Here is a 17,247-nt window from a genome sequence, read left to right on the forward strand (position 1 = left end):
CCCGCGGTCATACGGGCGGCCCCGGGTACCCACCCATTCCCACCTTCACCACTGCCAGTGAAAAGCACACCGTCTCACAGGGGTACGACAACGGCCCGCGAGCATCGAGTAAACTGACAACCATTTCCATTAATGAAGGGTTGTCGATGAAGAAACTGCCGGTCACGGTGCTCTCAGGGTTCCTCGGCGCGGGCAAGACCACGCTGCTCAACCATGTGCTGGGCAACCGCGATGGCCTGCGCGTCGCGGTCATCGTCAACGACATGAGCGAAGTCAACATCGACGCCGACCTCGTGCGCGACGGCGGCAGCCTGTCCCGCACCGAGGAACGCCTGGTCGAACTCAGCAACGGCTGCATCTGCTGCACCCTCCGCGACGACCTCCTCGAAGAGGCCGCCCGGCTCGCCCGCGACGGCCGCTTCGACTACCTGCTCATCGAGTCCAGCGGCATCTCCGAGCCCATGCCGGTCGCCGCCACCTTCGCGTTCGGCGAACTCGAGCAGGGACTCCTCTCGGACCTGACCGAGCTCGACACCATGACCACCGTCGTCGACGCCGCGAACCTGCTCGTCGAGCTCCAGCGGGGCGACGACCTCGTCTCGCGCGGACTCGACGCCTACGAGGACGACGACCGCACCGTCTCCGACCTCCTCGTCGACCAGATCGAATTCGCGGATGTCCTGGTGCTCAACAAGACCGACCTCGTCACCGAGGCCGAAGCCGACCGCGTCGAAGCGGTCCTGCGCCGCCTCAACCCCGAAGCGCGCCTGGTCAGGGCGATTCACGGGCGTGTCGACGCCGCCAGTGTCCTCGGCACCGGCAGCTTCGACCTCGACCGCGCCCAGGAAGCCCCCGGCTGGGTCAAGGAGATCAACGGCGAGCACGTCCCCGAGACCGAGGAGTACGGCATCTCCAGCCTGCTCTTCCGCGACGACGCGCCCTTCCACCCCGAGCGGCTGTGGCGCTTCGTCCAGGAACTCGACTCCGGGCGCTTCGGCACCGTCCTCCGTTCCAAGGGCTTCTTCTGGCTCGCGACGCGGCCCCAGGTCACCGCCCTGTGGTCCCAAGCCGGCGCCGTCGCCCGCTTCGACCCCTTCGCCGCCCGCGACGCCGACCAAGGCCAGGAACTGGTGTTCATCGGCGTCGCCCTCGACCACGCCGCCCTCGAGAAGGCCCTGCGCGAATCCCTTGCCCGAGAAGGGGAAGCGGTCGACACCGACCCCTTCGAGCCCTGGGACGCCCACGGCCTCGACCTCCACGACCACGCACACGCAGGGATCGCACATTGAGCGAGCAGATCGCACTGGACTACGCCGAGCACACCGCCTGGCTGCTCGAAAGCGCACTCAAGGACGCGGAGCGCTACCGCCGGCTGGCCGCCGGCCTGATCGAGCCGGGTGACGAGCGGGCGGCCGACATCGGCTGCGGTGGTGGCGGCATGGCCGTCGCGCTGGCCGCGCGAGTGCACGAGGTCGTCGCGTTCGACTCGGACGCGGCCGTGCTCGACGCGGCACGCGCCTACGCCGCCCAATGCGGGGCGGACGTCGCGTTCGCCTTGGGCGACATCGAATCCGGACCCGAAGCGTTCATTGAGGCGCTGGGCGGGCCGGTTGACTTGATGTGGGCCGGGCATGTCGTCCATCACGCGGCGGACCAGCAGGCCGCGCTCGACACGCTGGCGGCGGCGGTGGTTCCGGGCGGGCGGCTCGCGGTGGCCGAAGGCGGCATCGGGGCGCGGGTCCTGCCCTGGGACGTCGGCGTGGGCAGGCCGGGCCTGCAAGCGCGACTCGAAGCGGCCGGGAGCGAGCGGATGATCGCCGAGAACCGCGAGCGCGGCGCAGTCCCGATGCCCTACGGGTGGCCGGCGGCGCTGAAGCGGGCCGGGCTCGCGGAGGTGCGCACCTTGAACGAGTTCATCGACCGGCCCGCGCCCCTGGAAAACGGGGCGCTCACCGAGGCGCTGGAAAACCTGGAAGCGCGCGTCGGTTGGTTCGAGGACTTCCTTGACGAGGACGACAAGACGGCCTGGAAGACGCTGCTCGACCCCGGCTCCCCAGCCTGGCTCGGCCGCCGAGGCGATCTCCACCACCTCGAAGTCCGATCGATCTACCTGGGCCGCAAGCCGAAGCGGAAGTGAGCAAGGATTCCCGCGAGCTCCGCGACCATCGCTCCGGTTCTCGGTGGACTACCTGGAGACTCTGGCTGCCAAGGGCCGGGGCCAGGTGCCAGATCGTGTTATAGCGTTTCTCAAGACCAACCCCAACACCAAGGACCTCCCCGCCGTCGTGAACGACCGATTCTTCATCCTCGACAACAACGAGGCCATCAGCGGACCCCGCGTCATCGACGGGCTCGAGGCCTTCTCCGCGCACCCGAACCCGATCCAGTGACCGCCCTGCGCCAGGAGCACGCGCCCAGCGAAGCGCGCCTCTGGGTCGAGCTCTGGCCGCTGCTGCTCGCCTCGGCCGTCAGCCTCCTCCCGTTCACCGTCTATTCGACGTTCCTGGTGCCCATCAGCGAAGGCGCCGGCGGCGACGTGGCCGCCGTCGGCGCCCTGCGCGGGCTCGGCGGCCTCACCTCGCTCGCCGTCGGCGTCGCGGCCGCGCCGCTCCTGGAGCGGTTCGCGAAGCAGCGCGTCAGCGCCTTCGCGCTCGCCATCCTGGCCGCCGGGTCGCTCGCCGCGATGCACGGCAGTTTCGCGGCGCTCACTGCCTTCTGCGCCGCGATCGGAACCGCGACCGCGATCCTGGTCCCCGCGCTCCTGGCCTCGGCCGCCGACCGGTACGACGACGACGCGACCTCCGGCCGCGCCGCCACCCTCGTCTCCGCCACGCAGGCCCTCGCGGCCGTCGCCGCCGGGCCGCTCATCGGCGTCGTCGCAGCTCAGACAGGCTGGCGCGGCGCCCTCTTCATGACCGCCGCCATCGCGACCGTGCTGGCGATCGGGTTCGCCCTCCGCCCCGACGAGCACCGGCACCCGGGCCCACCGAACCGGTCGGCGGGCTATTTCGAAGCCTTCCGGCAGATCGCGGGCAGACGGATCCTGCTGGCGCTCATCGCTGCCGCCTCGTTCCGCACGGCCGCCCTCATGGGCTGCCTGGCCTACATGGCCGCCTGGTACGACCACGCCTTCGCCCTCGACGCGACCCTGTTCACCCTGGTGTGGACCGTCAGCGGCCTCTCGTTCTTCCTCGGCAACTACTTCGGCGGCCGCTGGATCGGGCGGACCGAGGACCCGCACCGGGTCGCCGTCGTGCTGCTCATCGGCGTCGGCGTCGCCACGGTCGGCCTCGTGCTCCTGTTCGCCGCACCGTCGCTGGCCCCGGCCGTCGCCGGGACCGCGCTCCAATCGGCGGGCCACGCGGTGACCGCGGCGGCGATCACCGCCCTCATCGTCCGCCGCGGCGGGCCGGTGCGCTCCGCCGCGCTGAGCGTCAACGCCGCCGGGATGAGCCTCGGCACCTTCGCGGGCGCGAGCCTCGGCGGGGCGGGCCTGGCCCTGTTCGGCTACCCCGGTGTCGCCGCCGCACTCCTGCTCCCGCTCGTCGCGGCCATCGCCATCGCCGCGGTCCTCGCCTCGCGCGTCAAGCGAGCGTTACGAGGGACGCGACGGCCGCCACCTCGATCGACCTTTTCCTCGACGGCCTTCGACCCTCGCCTGCGGCGGTGCGCCCGCTGATGGCAGCATTGCCGTGTGAGTGCCGCTGTATTGCCCATCCGATGCGCCGCCGCGGTCGAGACCGAGCGGGCCGCGACGCCCGCCGAGGTCGCCGATCCCGACGTCCCGTGGATCACGCTCGTGCACAACGACCCGGTCAACCTGATGAGCTATGTCGCGTACGTCTTCCAGTCGTACTTCGGCTTCTCCGAGGCGAAGGCGAACCAGCTGATGCTCGACGTCCACAACGAGGGCCGCGCGGTCGTCTCCAGCGGCTCCCGCGAGGAGATGGAACGCGACGTGCAGGCCATGCACGGCTACGGCCTCTGGGCGACCCTCCGGCAGGACCGCTGATGGCGCGCTACTTCAAGCCGCACGAGGGCGGCGGCGCGACCGCGGCGTTCGACGAGATCGAGGCCGGCCTGCTGCGCGCCTACGCCGAGCAGATGCTGGAGCTCATCGACGCGCGCGAAGGGACCGCCGGGGGCGACGCCGAAGACCTCATCGCCTCGGCCTTCCACGAAGGCCCCACCGAACGCCCCGAAGACCCGGCCCTGGCCCGGCTGTTCCCCGACGCCTACACCGATCCCGACGTCGATCTCGGCAATGGGATCGACACGGTCGCCGCCTCCGCCGAGTTCCGCCGCTACACCGAGAACGACCTGCGCGCCCGCAAGCGCGACGACGCCAAGGCCGTGATCCGCGCGCTCGAGGCGCTGGCCCCCGAGGGCCGCAAACGCGAAGCGGTGCACCTGAAGCCCGACGAGTGCCGGCAGTGGCTCGGCGCGCTCAACGACCTCCGGCTCGTCATCGCCTCCCGGCTGGAGATCCACGTCGATGAGGACTTCGACGAGCTGATGGACCTGCCCGACGAGGACCCGCGCAGCCCGCTGGTACTGACCTACGGTTGGCTGACCACGTTGCAGGACACCTTGATCGAAGCGATGACGCGTTCCCTGGGGGAGTAGCGGGACGGGCCTGTGCCCGCCCCGCTCCTGTACTCACTCCTCGGGCGCGAAATCGCCGACCATGCCGAGGATCTGGACCGCGGCCTGGCCCCATTGGGCGATCTCGTTGGTGGCGATCGGATACCACGTGCTCGGGTTCAACGTGTGGGCCGTCTCCTCGGCCTGGCGGTCCGGGTCGGGGAGGATCTCCCAGCTCTTGATCGGGTTCCGGAACCGCCGCCACGCGAGCTCGGCCTGGGACTCGTCTCCGGTCCGCAAGTACACGAACGCGTTGGCGCGCGCATAGCAGTACAGGAACAGGTCGGAGAACCGACCGCCGTACTCGGCCTCCTGCTCGGCGAACGTCGCGGTGTAGAACCGGGAGTAGCGCAGCCAGTCCGCTTCGAACGCGGGCATGTCGATCTGCTGGATCAGTTCGGCGCAGATCTCGATGCGGCCGAACGAGTTGGAGAGATTGCTCCTCTCGACCACAGGTTCGGTCTCGATGGCGTACCGGTACGTCTCCATGTTGTACTTCGCCGATCCCTGCGCGAACCCGCTGGGCTGCGCCGCGATCGTCTCCATGGTGCCGAGCACCTTGTCCCGGCAGGCTTCCCAGTCCGGGCCGCGACGCTCCCATTCGGTCAGCCAGGCCGCGGCCAGGGCCGCCCAGCTCGTGCCGAAGCCGATGTCGAGGGCGGTCGGGTCGGGCACGTAGTCGTCCTCGGGGTCGCGGATCTTGCGGCCGGTGTCGAGGACGAGCGCGGTCTTCTCGGAGTCGGCGAGGAGGTGGAGCAGGTCGCCGGTCCGCTCGTCGGCGGTCAGGTAGTAGAAGTACCGCCGGTAGTTCGCGTTGGAGACGCGCACCTGCTTGGACGAGTCGCCCCAGTGCTGGACCCCGTGCCTCGTGCCCAGCCCGGCCCAGTCGCCGATGTGGTAGACGTTGACCTCGCTGGTCTTGCGGGTCATGGCCTCCGCGAAGCGGAAGACGTCCGCCCGGTTGTTGTGCAGGTATGCCTGCCACAGCCACTGATCCGGGGAGATCTCGGAGTTGTCCCACGCGTAGCCGCCGACGTCGTAGCTCCAGATCCGCCGGGACGGGTCCTGGGAGTGCATGATGTCGCCGAAGTCCCAGAAGCCGTACCAGTGCCGCTGGTCCTGCTGCGCCTTGTAGTACTCGAAGAAGAAGTCGAGCGAGTCCTCGACTTCGGCGAGGACCGGGTGCGAGCGGTCGACGGGGCCGAAGATGCCGCCGAAGGCCCCTGCGGCGGCCATGTGCTCGGTCGGGGCGATGATCTGCGGCTGCGCGCGCACCGCGTCGGCCATGGCGCCCAAGCGTTCGCGCGACGGCGTGGACTCGGTGACCCAGAACTGGAGCTCCGACGTGCGGGCGACGCCGTAGGGCGTGCCGAACCCGGGTTCGTAGTCCTCGTAGGTGATCTCGAGGGCGTCGAGCTGCTCGGGGTAGGTGTCCTGCCCCATCCCGTCGTGGTAGAACCGCGTGTCCATCGGCTGGGCCTCGGGGGACCACATCCACACGGTCACCGTCGCCTCGTCGGTGTGGGCGTCGCGGATGTCGAGCCCGGTGGGGTGGCGCTGCCAGAAGTCCTTCATGCCGAAGCCGAACCCGCCGGAGGGGCCGCCGAGGTAGGCGAACCCGGAGGCGCGGCGGCCCTGGTCCACCGGCACCCAGCCGTGGCCTTCCTTGGTGCGCTTCTTGATCGCGAAGCCCTCGCTGTTGAGCTGGGCGAGCGAGTAGTCGCCCCAGTTCGGGATCCAGTGGAGCCGCGTCGTGACGCGCTGATCCCAAGTGGACGGATCCGGTAGCGCCTCGCCCGCGACCTGGGCGGCGCGCACGGCCGCGCCGGGGTCGCGGCGCAGGCCCGTGATGCCCTTGACCGCTTCGGTGAGCTGGCCGTGGCCCTCGCCGACGAAGCGCACGTGCCGGTCGTACATCTCGTCGGTGAGCGCGACCTTGAAGCGCACGCCGAGCCCGGCGATGAAGGCGTCCTCGCCGTCGGAGTCGAAGACGAACGTGTGGACCATGCGGAACGACTCCCCGCCCGCGTAGAAGTACAGGCGCACGGTGAACGGCAGCCAGGTGCGTCCCCGGGACTTGCGGTGCGTGCCGGTCACCTTGACGACGGCCCGCACGGGGCCGTCCTGCTCGACGGTGACCTCGTCGATGTCGCTGGTGTAGCGGTCGCGGCTGACCGATCCGGTCTCGGGGTCGGGGGCCTCGTCCTGAGTGATGTTGACCAGGTGCCCGTTCTTGACGAGGGTGCGGTCGCCGCGCTTGATGTGCTTGATGAGGTCGGTGCCGCCCTTGCCGATCCGGGCGGTGATGACGCCGGTGCCGACGTCGATGTGGTTGCTCGACTCAGTGACGGTGACCGCGAACGCGGGTGCCGCGGGCTCCCCGGCCCTGAGCGTGAAACTCTCGGCTTTGGCCGCCGGGCCGACGGCGTGGCCGGTCCACTTGAGCGAGCCGTCGGGCCAGTAGGCGAGCGGCCAGGTCTGGACCGGGACGGTGGCGCCGTCGTCGGCGATCATCTGAAACCGCTGGTCCTCGGGGAAGCGGCCTTGTCCCCAAGGGACGCCCCAGGTCGAGCCCGGGGACTCGGCCGGCTGTCCTTCGAGCCAGCGCAGTTCCACGGAGTCGGGACCGGCGCCGTCGTCCGTGTCGGTCTGTGCGTGGGCGGGTGCCGCTTCGAAGAGCGCGGCCGCGGCCGCGACTCCCGCGGTGGTGGCGAGGACGCCGCGGCGGCTGACGCCGCCTGCTGTCTCGTGTTCCGGGGCAGGGGTGGTCAAGGTTCCTCCAAGGGGATGGGTGCACCGCAGGGGATTAAATCGTTTTAACTCAAGGGCTTCAATATAGCCATCGGTCAATGTATAGTCAACCATTCCAAGGAGTGCCCCGGCCTAGTCCATCCCGCGCACAACGACCGGCCCACAGGCGCTTCCGTTCCGACCGGCATACTTGGAGCAGTCATGGAAACGTTTACGCGGGTTCGGGTCGCGGGGGCGGTGGTCGGCCTCCTGGCCGCCTCCGCCGGCTTCGCCCTGAGCACCTCGACCACCAGTGCAGAAGAAGCACCCGAAGCCCCGATCGAAGCGCAGCAGACCCTCCGGCCGATGGAGGACCTCGGCCGCGGCGTCGTCGCCGTGCGGTCCAGTAGCACCAGCGTCCTGGTCAGCTGGCGGCTGCTCGGCCTCGACACCTCCGGCACCGGCTTCAACGTCTACCGCTCCACCGCGGGCGGCACCTGGACGAAGCTCAACAGCCAGGTCCTCACCGGCGGCACCAACTACACCGACTCGACCGCGAACCTCGCGCAGGCCAACGCCTACCGCGTCACCGCCGTGGTCAACGGCGCCGAGCAGGCCCCGAGCACCGCGTTCACCTTGAGCGCCAACCACGCCGAAGAACCAGTGGTCCGCGTGCCGCTGCGCGGCGGCGGCGCCGTGAAGTTCGTGTGGACCGGCGACCTCGACGGCGACGGCGCGTACGACTACGTGGTCGACCGCCAGACCTCGCCCCAGTCCATCGAGGCCTACAAGAGCGACGGCACGTTCCTCTGGGAGGTCGACCTCGGCCCCAACAGCACCAACCAGGACAACATCGAACCCGGCTCGGCCACGATCGACGTGGGCCACAACGACGGCGTCACCGTCTACGACTTCAACATGGACGGACGCGCCGAGGTCGCCCTGAAGATCGCCGACGGCGTCACCTTCGGCGACGGCGCGACCTGGACGCACGCCGACGACAACCGCCAGTTCATGGCCATCCTCGACGGGCAGAGCGGCGCCCTCCGCAACTGGGCCGCCGTCCCGACCGACTACCTCGCCGACGGCCCGATGGCCGCCCGCTTCGGCGTCGGCTACCTCGACGGCGTCACCCCCAGCCTCGTCGCGTACATGAAGAACCGCAAGGACGACGGGTCCTTCAACCTCATGATCGGCGCCTGGAACTGGAGCGGCCAGAACCTCACCCAGAAATGGAAATGGCTGCGCGGCGGCCAAAACGCCCCCGACGGCCACAACACCCGCATCATCGACGTGAACGGCGACGGCAGGGACGAGGTCGCCGAGATCGGCTTCGTGCTCAACGGCGACGGCACCCTCCGCTACTCCCTCGCGAGCCAGGGCATCGTTCACGGCGACCGCTTCCACATCGCCGACATGGACCCGAGCCGTCCCGGCCTCGAAGGCTATGGCGTGCAGCAGAACAACGCCAGCGGTCTGCGCGAGTACTACTACGACGCCTCGACCGGCCAGATGATCTGGAAGCACACCCTCAGCGGCAGCGCCGACGTCGGCCGCGGCATGGCCGGCGACGTCGACCCCCGCTTCCCCGGCATGGAGGTCTGGTCCTTCGACGGCCTCTACAACGCCTCCCAGAACCGCCTCACCGAACCCGACACCTCACTGCGCCCCTGGCCGCAACTGGGCCTGTGGTGGGACGGCGACCTCACCATGGAACTCCTGAACGCGGGCAAGATCGAGGAGTGGGACCCGCTCAATCCGACCCCCACCGGCAGCCTGCCGCGCATCGAGAGCACCTGGAACTACGGGGCCGTCACCGCCGCCCAGAGTGGACCGACCCTCGTCGGCGACCTCTTCGGCGACTGGCGCGAAGAGGCCGTCTACACCAATGCCGCCTACAACGAGCTCATCATCTTCACCACCGACAAACCCACCAGCACCAGGCTCTACACCCTGGCCCACAACCCGGCCTACCGCAACGCGATGACTCTCCACGGGTACATGCAGTCCCACCACGTCGACTACTTCCTCGGCGCGGGCATGAGCACCCCGCCCGCGCCCCGCATCACCTACTAGCCGCCGCGGGGCCGCTCCGGCGGCCCCGCCACGAACCGATAGCGAGTGCCACAGTGACCTCACCCTTGCGGGCGTTCGGGCCCCTCGAACCGACCTTCACCGGATGGCAGGACGCGGCGGTGGCCCTCGGCCGACCCGCCGTCGACCTCGCCGCCCGCGGGCCGGACGAGATGCCGGTGACCATGTCGAACCACTCCCACCTGGAGAACTGGTTCGAACTGCTCACCCGCCCGCTCTGGGGTCTGGCCCCGGCGAAAGACGCGGTGCCCGAAGACCTCTGGGACCCTCTGGTATCCACATTGGCCCGCGCCCTCGACCCCGACGACCCCTGGTACGTCGGCGACGTCGGCCCCCGCAACCAGCGCTGCGTCGAATCCGCCGCCGTCGGCTGGAGCCTCGCCACGGCCCCCGAACAACTCTGGGACCCCCTGCCCCCCAAAGCCAAGGACAAGGTCACCACCTGGCTCTCCCAGGCCTACCGGACCGAGGTCATCGACAGCAACTGGCGCTTCTTCCCCGTCCTCGCCGGACACGGCCTCGCGGCGCTCGGCATTGAAAGGGACGCCTCGATCGCCGACGCGCACCTGAAACGCCTGGGGGAGTTCTACCTCGGCGACGGGGTCTTCGAAGACGGCCCGGGCAACCGGGTCGACTACTACAACCCCTTCGCCTTCCACACCTACGGCCTGCTCCACTACCGGATCTCAGGTGACGACCGGTTCGTCGACACCGCCGCGGCCTTCGCCGAGCGCTTCCGCTCCTGGTTCGCCGCCGACGGCACCGGAGTCCCCTATGGACGCAGCCTCGGGTACCGCTTCGCCCAGGGCTCCCTGTGGGGCGCGCTGGCCGCCGCCGACGTGGAGGCCGTGCCCTGGGCTGAGGCGGCCGGTTACGCCCGGCGGCACCTGGAATGGTGGTGGGACAAGCCGATCCTCGAACCCGACGGGCGGCTCTCGGTGGGCTACGGGTACCCGAACGACGCCCTCGTCGAGCAGTACCTCACTGCCGGTTCGCCCTGGTGGGCCGCGAAGATCTTCACCGGCCTCCTGGCCGGCGCCGACCATCCGTTCTGGACGACCGAGCCCGCGGTGCCCGGCCCAGTCGTGGAGCCGCACCCGCCGGCCCGCGCGATCCACGTCCGCGACACCGGCGGCCACGTCACGCGCCTCAACGGCCAGGCCTGGCGGGCGATGATGCGCGGCGGCAAGGACACCTACGGCAAGCTCGCCTACTCGACCCTCGCCGGATTCTCGCACTCGGTGGACGGGCCCGGTCTCGAAGCGGCCGTTCCCGATGGCGCCCTGGTGTTCTCGGAGGACGGCCGCCACTGGCGCGGCCGGGAGGACTCCGACGACGGGGTCTTCGGCGAGGACGGCTCGCTCACCGTCACCTGGCGTCCCTGGTCGGACGTCCGGGTCACGACCACATTGGAGGCCGGGGTCGACGGCTGGCACACCCGCGTCCACGTCATCGACGCCGAGCGGCCGCTCCACACCGGCGAGGGCGGCTGGTGCGTCCCGCGTGACGGCCATGAGGCCGCGGTCGCGGACGACCGGATCGCGTTGGTGGCGCGGGGGATCCGCAGCGAGATCGTGGACGACGGCGGGAACCGCCGGGCCGAGCTGATCGGGGCGATGCCGGGCACCCACCTGTACTGGCCCGCGACGATGCTCCCGGTGCTCACCGGCCGGATCTCGCCTGGGCGGCACGTCTTTCGCGCCCGGTTCTTCGTCGGCCGGGAGGCAATCGTGACCGAAGCACCTTGACAGCCTTGGAAAGCGCGTTCTAAGGTGACCAGATCGAAAGTTAAAACGATTTAACAACCTGGATCCGCTACCCCGCTCGCTTCCCCGATCCCCCTCCCCTCACTGCAAAAGGAGTGCATCAATGTCGATCCACCACCCCCTCCGCCGCCGGAGCCTCCTGGCCGGGGCCACCGCCGCGGCCGCCCTCGGCGCGACCGCCGCCTGCGGCGACGACGCCCCCGCCGGGACCGCCGACGATCCGGTCGAGATCAGCTTCGAATGGTGGGGTGACGACGCCCGCGCCGAGGTCACCAAGCAGGCCGTCGACCTCTTCATGCAGAAGAACAAGGGCGTCAAGGTCCAGACGAACTTCGCCGACTACCCGGCCTACTGGGAGGGCCTGACCGGGCGCATGGCCTCGCGCGACCTCCCCGACGTCTTCCAGATGGACTACCCGCGCCTGCGCCAGTTCGGCGCCAACGGCATGCTGCTGCCCCTCGACGGCGTCGTCGCGACCGACGACTTCCGCGACGGCGTGCTCGACACCGCCAAACTGGACGGACAGCTGCTCGCCGTCCCGGTCGGCAGCAACATGTTCGGACTCATCTACCGCCCCGACTGGTTCGAGGAGCACGGCATCACGCCGCCCGAGGCCGGCTACACCTGGGAGGACTACGGCAACCTCATCACCCAGACGACCACCGCCCTCGGCGAAGGCAAGTGGGGCGGGAGCGACTGGGCCAGTTCGTATCTGCTCATGGAGCTGTGGCTTCGCCAACAGGGCGGTGCCTTCTACGCCGAGGACGCCGCGAGCCTGGCCTTCACCAAGGACCAGCTCGTCGAATGGTGGTCCTCGTCCGCCGCGCTCGTGTCGTCGGGCGCGATGCCCCCGCCGGGCGTCGCCGCCGAAGCCACGGCGCCCGGCGTCGCGGGCGGCGTGATGGCCACCGAACTCCGTTGGGACACTGCGATGAGCGGCTACTGGGAGTCCGTGGCCGAAAGTGGCGGCACGCTCGCGCTCGCCCCGCCGCCCTCCGCTGACCCGGCCAACCTCGCGCTCCACCTGCGCCCGTCCGTGCAGTTCGTCATCGGCGCGAACTCGGAGGCCCCCAAGGAGAGTGCCAAGCTCATCGAGTTCCTCCTCTCCGATCCCGAAGCGGCCGCGATCCTGGGCACCAACCGCGGCATCCCGTCCACGAAGACCGGACTCGACAGCGTCGAGATCGACGAGGCCTCGCAGGTCGTCCTCGACTACGAGGCCACCGTCGAGCAGTACCTCATCGAAGCGCCGGTCGTGCCCCCGGCCGCGGCCGGCGCGATCGAAGCCAAGTTCACCGAGATCTACGGGCAGGTCCAGTACGGCGAGATGACCCCGGCCCAGGCCGCCGACCTGTTCTTCACCGAAGCCGAGACCCTGTTCGCCAGCGAGCAGTAGGGCCACCCCGGCGGGGGAGCGGCCCGCGGGCCGCTCCCCACTCCCGCCGCGCGCGGCGTCGATAGACTCGGTCGATGCCCTCACCTTCCCGGCCGACCGCTCTCATCACCGGCGGGGCGGCCGGGATCGGCGCGGCCTTCGCCAGGGCCCTCGCGCGCGAGGGTTACCGGCTGGTTCTGGTGGACCGCAATCCCGAAGGCCTGCAAGCCGCCTCGGACACCCTCGACGCCGACTGCGAGACCGTCACCGCCGACCTCACCGTCGAAGCGGACATCGCCCGTGTCGAGCAACGCTGCCGAGTCGGCGTCGACCTCCTGGTGAACAACGCCGGCTTCGGACATCCCACGGAGTTCCTCGCCACCTCACCAGAAGCCGAGGTCGCGATGCTGCGGCTGCACACCGAGACCGTCCTCCGCCTCACGCTCGCCGCGCTGCCGTCGATGATCGAGCGCAAGGGCGGCGGCGTCATCAACATCGGTTCGGTACTCGGGTTCTTTCCCAGCTCGACCTACTCCGCCTCGAAGATCTGGGTCGTCGACTTCAGCCGATCGACGGCCAGGAGCGTGCGCCCCCACAACGTCGCCGTCATGGCGTTGTGCCCGGGATTCACGCGCACCGAATTCCACGACAGCGCCGGCATGGACATGACCAAGATCCCGGGCTTCCTATGGCTGGAGGCCGACGCCCTGGTCGCGGCCGCGCTGCGGGACTGGCGCAGACGCAAAGCCCTCAGCATCCCCGGCTGGCACAACAAGATCATCGTCGCCCTCTCGCGGCTGCTCCCGATGCGCCTGATCGACCGCATCCAGTCCGGCGCGGGCAGAGGGTCCATGACAGTGCGCGGCGGAGCCGCTGATCAGCGACTCCACCAGCGCTGACCGCCCACCCTGAACTTGACACGCCCTCACCCACGGTGAATCATGGTTTCTGTAACCGTTCTCGAAAATCTTTAACCGAGGTGAATACATTGGCGCGTAAGGCAAGTGCTTCGGGAGACGGGACGCGCCACACCACCATCCGCGAGGTGGCCGAGCGGGCCGGCGTCTCCGTCGCCACCGTCTCGCGCATCCTGTCGGGCAGCTACCCCGCCGCGCCCGCCACCCGCAGCAAGGTCATGCGCGCCGTCGAAGAGCTCGACTACGTCGCGAACCACCACGCCCGCGCCCTGCAGGGGACCACCCGCAAGAGCATCGCCCTCATCGTCAACTCGGTGATCTCCCCGCACTACGCCCATGTGGCCCAAGGGGTCCAGACCCAGGCAGCCGAGGACAGCCGCCTGTGCCAGATCGGCACCACCGGTGGCGACGCCGAACGCGAACTCGCCATGGTGCAGTTCATGCGCGAGCAGCACCCCGAGGCCGTGATCCTCGTCGGCAACGTGAACGCCGACGCCGAGTACCGGGCCCGCATGAGCCGTTATGCGCACGCCTTGGCCGCCATCGGTTCGCGCCTGGTGCTGTGCGGCAGGCCGCCGCTCGGGCCGGACGTGCCCGCGGTGGTCGTGGAGTACGACAACAGCGGTGGTGCGTTCGCGGCCACGAGCCATCTGCTCTCGAACGGGCACAAGCGGATCCTGTACCTCGGGCGGCGCCCCGGCTACACCACGGCGGACGCCCGGATCGAGGGCTACCGCAAGGCGCTCGCGGCCTACGGCGTCGAGCACGACCCGGGCCTGGAGGTCGACGGCACGTTCGAGCGCTTCGAGGGCTACCGGATGATGAAGGAGCGCTTGGCCTCCGGCCCGCCGGACTTCACCGCGGTCTTCTCCGGCAACGACCAGATCGCGGCGGGCGCTCGGCAGGCGCTCATCGAGCACGGCCTGCGCGTGCCCGAGGACCTCTCGATGGTCGGCTTCGACGACCTGCCCCCGGCCGCCGACATCGACCTCACCACGGTCTACCAGCCGCACGAGGAACTCGGACGCACGGCCGTGCGCCTTGCCCTCCAGCACGCCAAGCACGGCGGTCCGCCGCCCCACACCGTCCTCGGCACCCACCTGGTCATCCGCGGCTCGGTGCGTCCGCTCGTGTCCGCTTAGCGTCGATCTGACGGCGCAGCGGCCCGCCGTTCCAAAGTGTCGTCGTCATCTAGTAATTGACAAGCCTGTATATCCCACTTACCATGGCACAGTCCTTCTCCGGAAGTTTCATGAAATCTCCGAAACTTTCGGAAGCCTGTTCTCCCTCCTCCGCAATGGAGTCGCAACGCCATGGAACGTCAACCCCGAGTAAGGCATCGGCGCCTGCGCGCCCTCGCCGCCGGAACCGGAGTGCTGGTCCTCCCCGCCGCGCTCGCCTTCAGTCAGCCCGCCACCGCCCAGGACGAAGGCACCGTCGTCCACACCTCGAACTTCGAGGACGGCACCGTCGGCGACTGGGCCCCGCGCGGCCCGGTCACCCTCGCCGTCGAGAACGGCGCCCTCCTCACCACCGGCCGCACGGCCGAGTGGAACGGCCCCTCGATCGACCTCAGCGACTTCATCGTCTCCGGTGGCGTGTACGAGATCTCGCTGGACGTCCGCTTCGCCGCCGAGAGCGCGGGCGAGGCGATCAGTGCCACCGTCCAGCGCGAGTCCGCCGGGGAGACCTCCTACGACAGCCTCGTCTACCAGGCCGCCGTCGGCACCGATTGGGCCACGCTGAGCGGCGAGTACACCATCGCCTCTCCCGCCGACGCCTTGACGTTCTATGTGGAGTCCCCGACCCCCGACGCCTCCTACTGGATCGACGACTTCCAGGTCACCGAGCTCAGCCCGCCCGGCGTCGACCCGAACATCCCCTCGCTGAAGGACGTCCTCGCCGAGGAGTTCCGCTTCGGCGCCGCCGTCGACCCCCGCGACCTCGCCGACCCCACTGGGCAGCTGCTGGACAAGCACTTCAACCAGATCACCGCCGAGAACCACATGAAGCCCGACGCGCTCCAGCCGACCGAGGGCACCTTCACCTTCGACGCCGCCGACGAACTCGTCGCGCACGCCGAAGCGAACGGCATGGAGATCTACGGCCACACGTTCCTGTGGCACAGCCAGGTCCCGGACTGGTGGTTCACGTACCCCGCCGGGCACCCCAATGCCGGAGAGCCCCTTGGCAACTCCACTGAAGACCAGCAGATCATGCTCGACCGCCTCGAAGCCCACATCGGCGCCATCGCCGCGCACTACGGCGACCGCGTCTGGGCCTGGGACGTCGTCAACGAGGTCATCAGCGACAACGCCGCCGAGGTCTACCGCAACAGCCGCTGGTTCCAGATCTTCGAAGGCCCCGAGTACATCTCGCATGCCTTCCGCATCGCCCGCGAGCAGCTCGACGCCGTCGGCGCCACTGAGGTGAAGCTCTTCATCAACGACTACGGCACCGACAACCCGGCCAAGCGCGACAACCTCTACAACCTCGTCGCCGACATGCGCGCCAACGGAGTCCCCGTTGACGGCGTGGGCCACCAGACCCACATCAGCCTCAACACCCCTCTCGGCAACATCGAGGCGAGCATCGACAAGTTCGCCGGACTCGGCGTCCTCCAAGCGGTGACCGAACTCGACGTCGCCATCGGCGCCCCCGTCGAGGGCGTGGAGTTCCCCGAATACGACGCCCGCATCGTCCAGCAGGGCCACTACTATCGCGACCTGTTCGCCATGCTCCGCGAGAAGGACCTCGAATCCGTGACCGCCTGGGGCCTGCACGACGGCCGTTCCTGGCTGCGCGGCTTCAACGGCACCCGCCCGCTGGAGTCCCCGCTGCCCTTCGACGACGACCTCCAGGCCAAATGGGCCTACTGGGGCATCGTCGACCCAAGCCGCCTCCCCGAGATCCCCGAAGAACCGGAACCCGACTACGCCCGCGTGCAGGTGCCGTTGGCCAAGACCGCCCCCGTGATCGACGGCGACAAGGACAAGGCCTGGAAGAAGGCGGCCACCGTGGCGACCGACGTCCGCGTCGAAGGCGCCGCCGACGGCGCCAAGGCCGACGTCTCGCTGATGTGGGACGACAACGCGATCTACGCCCTGTTCGAGGTGACCGACCCGAACCTGGACGACAGCAGCGCCAACCCCTGGGAGCAGGACTCCGTCGAGGTGTTCCTCAACCCCGGCAACACCAAGGAAGGCGGCTACGGCGACGCCGACGGCCAGTACCGCGTGAACTTCGGCAACGTGGTCACGCTGGGCGGCAACGGACCCGACGCGGGCGAGATCACCAGCGCCGCCGTGGCCACGAGCACCGGCTACACCGTCGAGATCGCGATCGCGCTGGCCGAGGGCCAGGGCGCGATCGGCACCGAGCACGGCCTCGACCTCCAGGTCAACGACGCCACCGACGGCGTCCGCACCGCCGCGCACACCTGGTACGACCCGACCGGCCAGTCTTGGAGCACCAACAAGTACTGGGGCATCGCCGAACTGGTCAAGAAGGTCAAGGCCGGCAGCGAGACCCTGCCGGTCCCGGAACCGGTCTGACCATCGCCATCGCCTTGGCAATCCCGGCCGCTGCCGGGATGACGACCCTCATGCTGGTGCGCCGCCGCCGCGCGGCCGCCGACTGGGGGAGTAAGCGCCAGTGCAGCAATAGGGGACGGGATCGCGCATTGCGGTTCCGTCCCTTTGTCGGCGAGCTCGCGGCCCCC

The 17,247-nt window shown here is 69.6% G+C and carries 12 protein-coding genes; 11 read left to right on the plus strand and 1 reads right to left on the minus strand.

Going from position 1 to position 17,247, the window contains the following annotated elements; genetic code table 11:
• The first annotated feature begins 146 nt into the window (after positions 1-146).
• The 5 genes from ACFO8M_RS15260 (at position 147) to ACFO8M_RS15280 (ending at position 4,626) form a co-directional block, all read left to right on the plus strand.
• Positions 147-1,289: a GTP-binding protein gene (locus tag ACFO8M_RS15260; RefSeq protein ID WP_387976990.1), complete on the plus strand. Its 1,143-nt coding sequence runs from the start codon at positions 147-149 to the stop codon at positions 1,287-1,289.
• A complete protein-coding gene (locus tag ACFO8M_RS15265) occupies positions 1,286-2,137 on the plus strand; it encodes a class I SAM-dependent methyltransferase (protein ID WP_387976993.1) in 852 nt (283 codons plus the stop codon). Before ACFO8M_RS15260 ends, ACFO8M_RS15265 begins: the two co-directional genes overlap by 4 nt.
• Before the next feature lie 249 nt (positions 2,138-2,386).
• On the plus strand, positions 2,387-3,679 hold the full coding sequence (locus ACFO8M_RS15270) for an MFS transporter (protein WP_387976996.1): 1,293 nt from the start codon (positions 2,387-2,389) through the stop codon (positions 3,677-3,679).
• A gap of 36 nt (positions 3,680-3,715) precedes the next feature.
• Positions 3,716-4,012 carry an ATP-dependent Clp protease adapter ClpS gene (gene clpS, locus ACFO8M_RS15275; RefSeq protein ID WP_387977454.1) on the plus strand — a complete coding sequence of 99 codons (297 nt, stop codon included), beginning with the start codon at positions 3,716-3,718 and terminating at the stop codon, positions 4,010-4,012.
• Entirely contained in the window at positions 4,012-4,626 is a 615-nt protein-coding gene (locus ACFO8M_RS15280; RefSeq protein ID WP_387976999.1) for a DUF2017 domain-containing protein, read from the plus strand. The genes clpS and ACFO8M_RS15280 overlap by 1 nt, the downstream gene beginning before the upstream one ends.
• A gap of 33 nt (positions 4,627-4,659) precedes the next feature.
• Here ACFO8M_RS15280 and ACFO8M_RS15285 read toward each other — a convergent pair whose 3' ends face one another.
• Positions 4,660-7,416 (minus strand): exo-rhamnogalacturonan lyase family protein, encoded by a 2,757-nt coding sequence (locus tag ACFO8M_RS15285; RefSeq protein ID WP_387977002.1) that lies wholly within the window; start codon positions 7,414-7,416, stop codon positions 4,660-4,662.
• A 180-nt stretch (positions 7,417-7,596) separates the two neighbouring features.
• Here ACFO8M_RS15285 and ACFO8M_RS15290 point away from each other — a divergent pair, with 180 nt between their 5' ends.
• From ACFO8M_RS15290 to ACFO8M_RS15315, 6 genes are all read left to right on the plus strand, one after another.
• Entirely contained in the window at positions 7,597-9,450 is a 1,854-nt protein-coding gene (locus tag ACFO8M_RS15290; RefSeq protein WP_387977005.1) for a rhamnogalacturonan lyase family protein, read from the plus strand.
• Positions 9,451-9,503: 53 nt separating this feature from the next.
• Positions 9,504-11,216: a DUF2264 domain-containing protein gene (locus tag ACFO8M_RS15295; protein ID WP_387977008.1), complete on the plus strand. Its 1,713-nt coding sequence runs from the start codon at positions 9,504-9,506 to the stop codon at positions 11,214-11,216.
• A 121-nt stretch (positions 11,217-11,337) separates the two neighbouring features.
• Positions 11,338-12,630 (plus strand): ABC transporter substrate-binding protein, encoded by a 1,293-nt coding sequence (locus ACFO8M_RS15300; protein WP_387977011.1) that lies wholly within the window; start codon positions 11,338-11,340, stop codon positions 12,628-12,630.
• A gap of 74 nt (positions 12,631-12,704) precedes the next feature.
• Complete coding sequence (locus ACFO8M_RS15305; protein WP_387977014.1) at positions 12,705-13,508, plus strand: SDR family NAD(P)-dependent oxidoreductase; 804 nt, start codon at positions 12,705-12,707, stop codon at positions 13,506-13,508.
• Between the two features lie 80 nt (positions 13,509-13,588).
• Positions 13,589-14,668 carry a LacI family DNA-binding transcriptional regulator gene (locus ACFO8M_RS15310; protein WP_387977016.1) on the plus strand — a complete coding sequence of 360 codons (1,080 nt, stop codon included), beginning with the start codon at positions 13,589-13,591 and terminating at the stop codon, positions 14,666-14,668.
• Positions 14,669-14,839: 171 nt separating this feature from the next.
• Positions 14,840-17,080: an endo-1,4-beta-xylanase gene (locus ACFO8M_RS15315; protein ID WP_387977019.1), complete on the plus strand. Its 2,241-nt coding sequence runs from the start codon at positions 14,840-14,842 to the stop codon at positions 17,078-17,080.
• The last annotated feature ends 167 nt before the right edge of the window (positions 17,081-17,247 follow it).

The sequence above is a fragment of the Glycomyces rhizosphaerae genome (assembly GCF_042647865.1).
Lineage (GTDB): Bacteria > Actinomycetota > Actinomycetes > Mycobacteriales > Micromonosporaceae > Glycomyces > Glycomyces rhizosphaerae.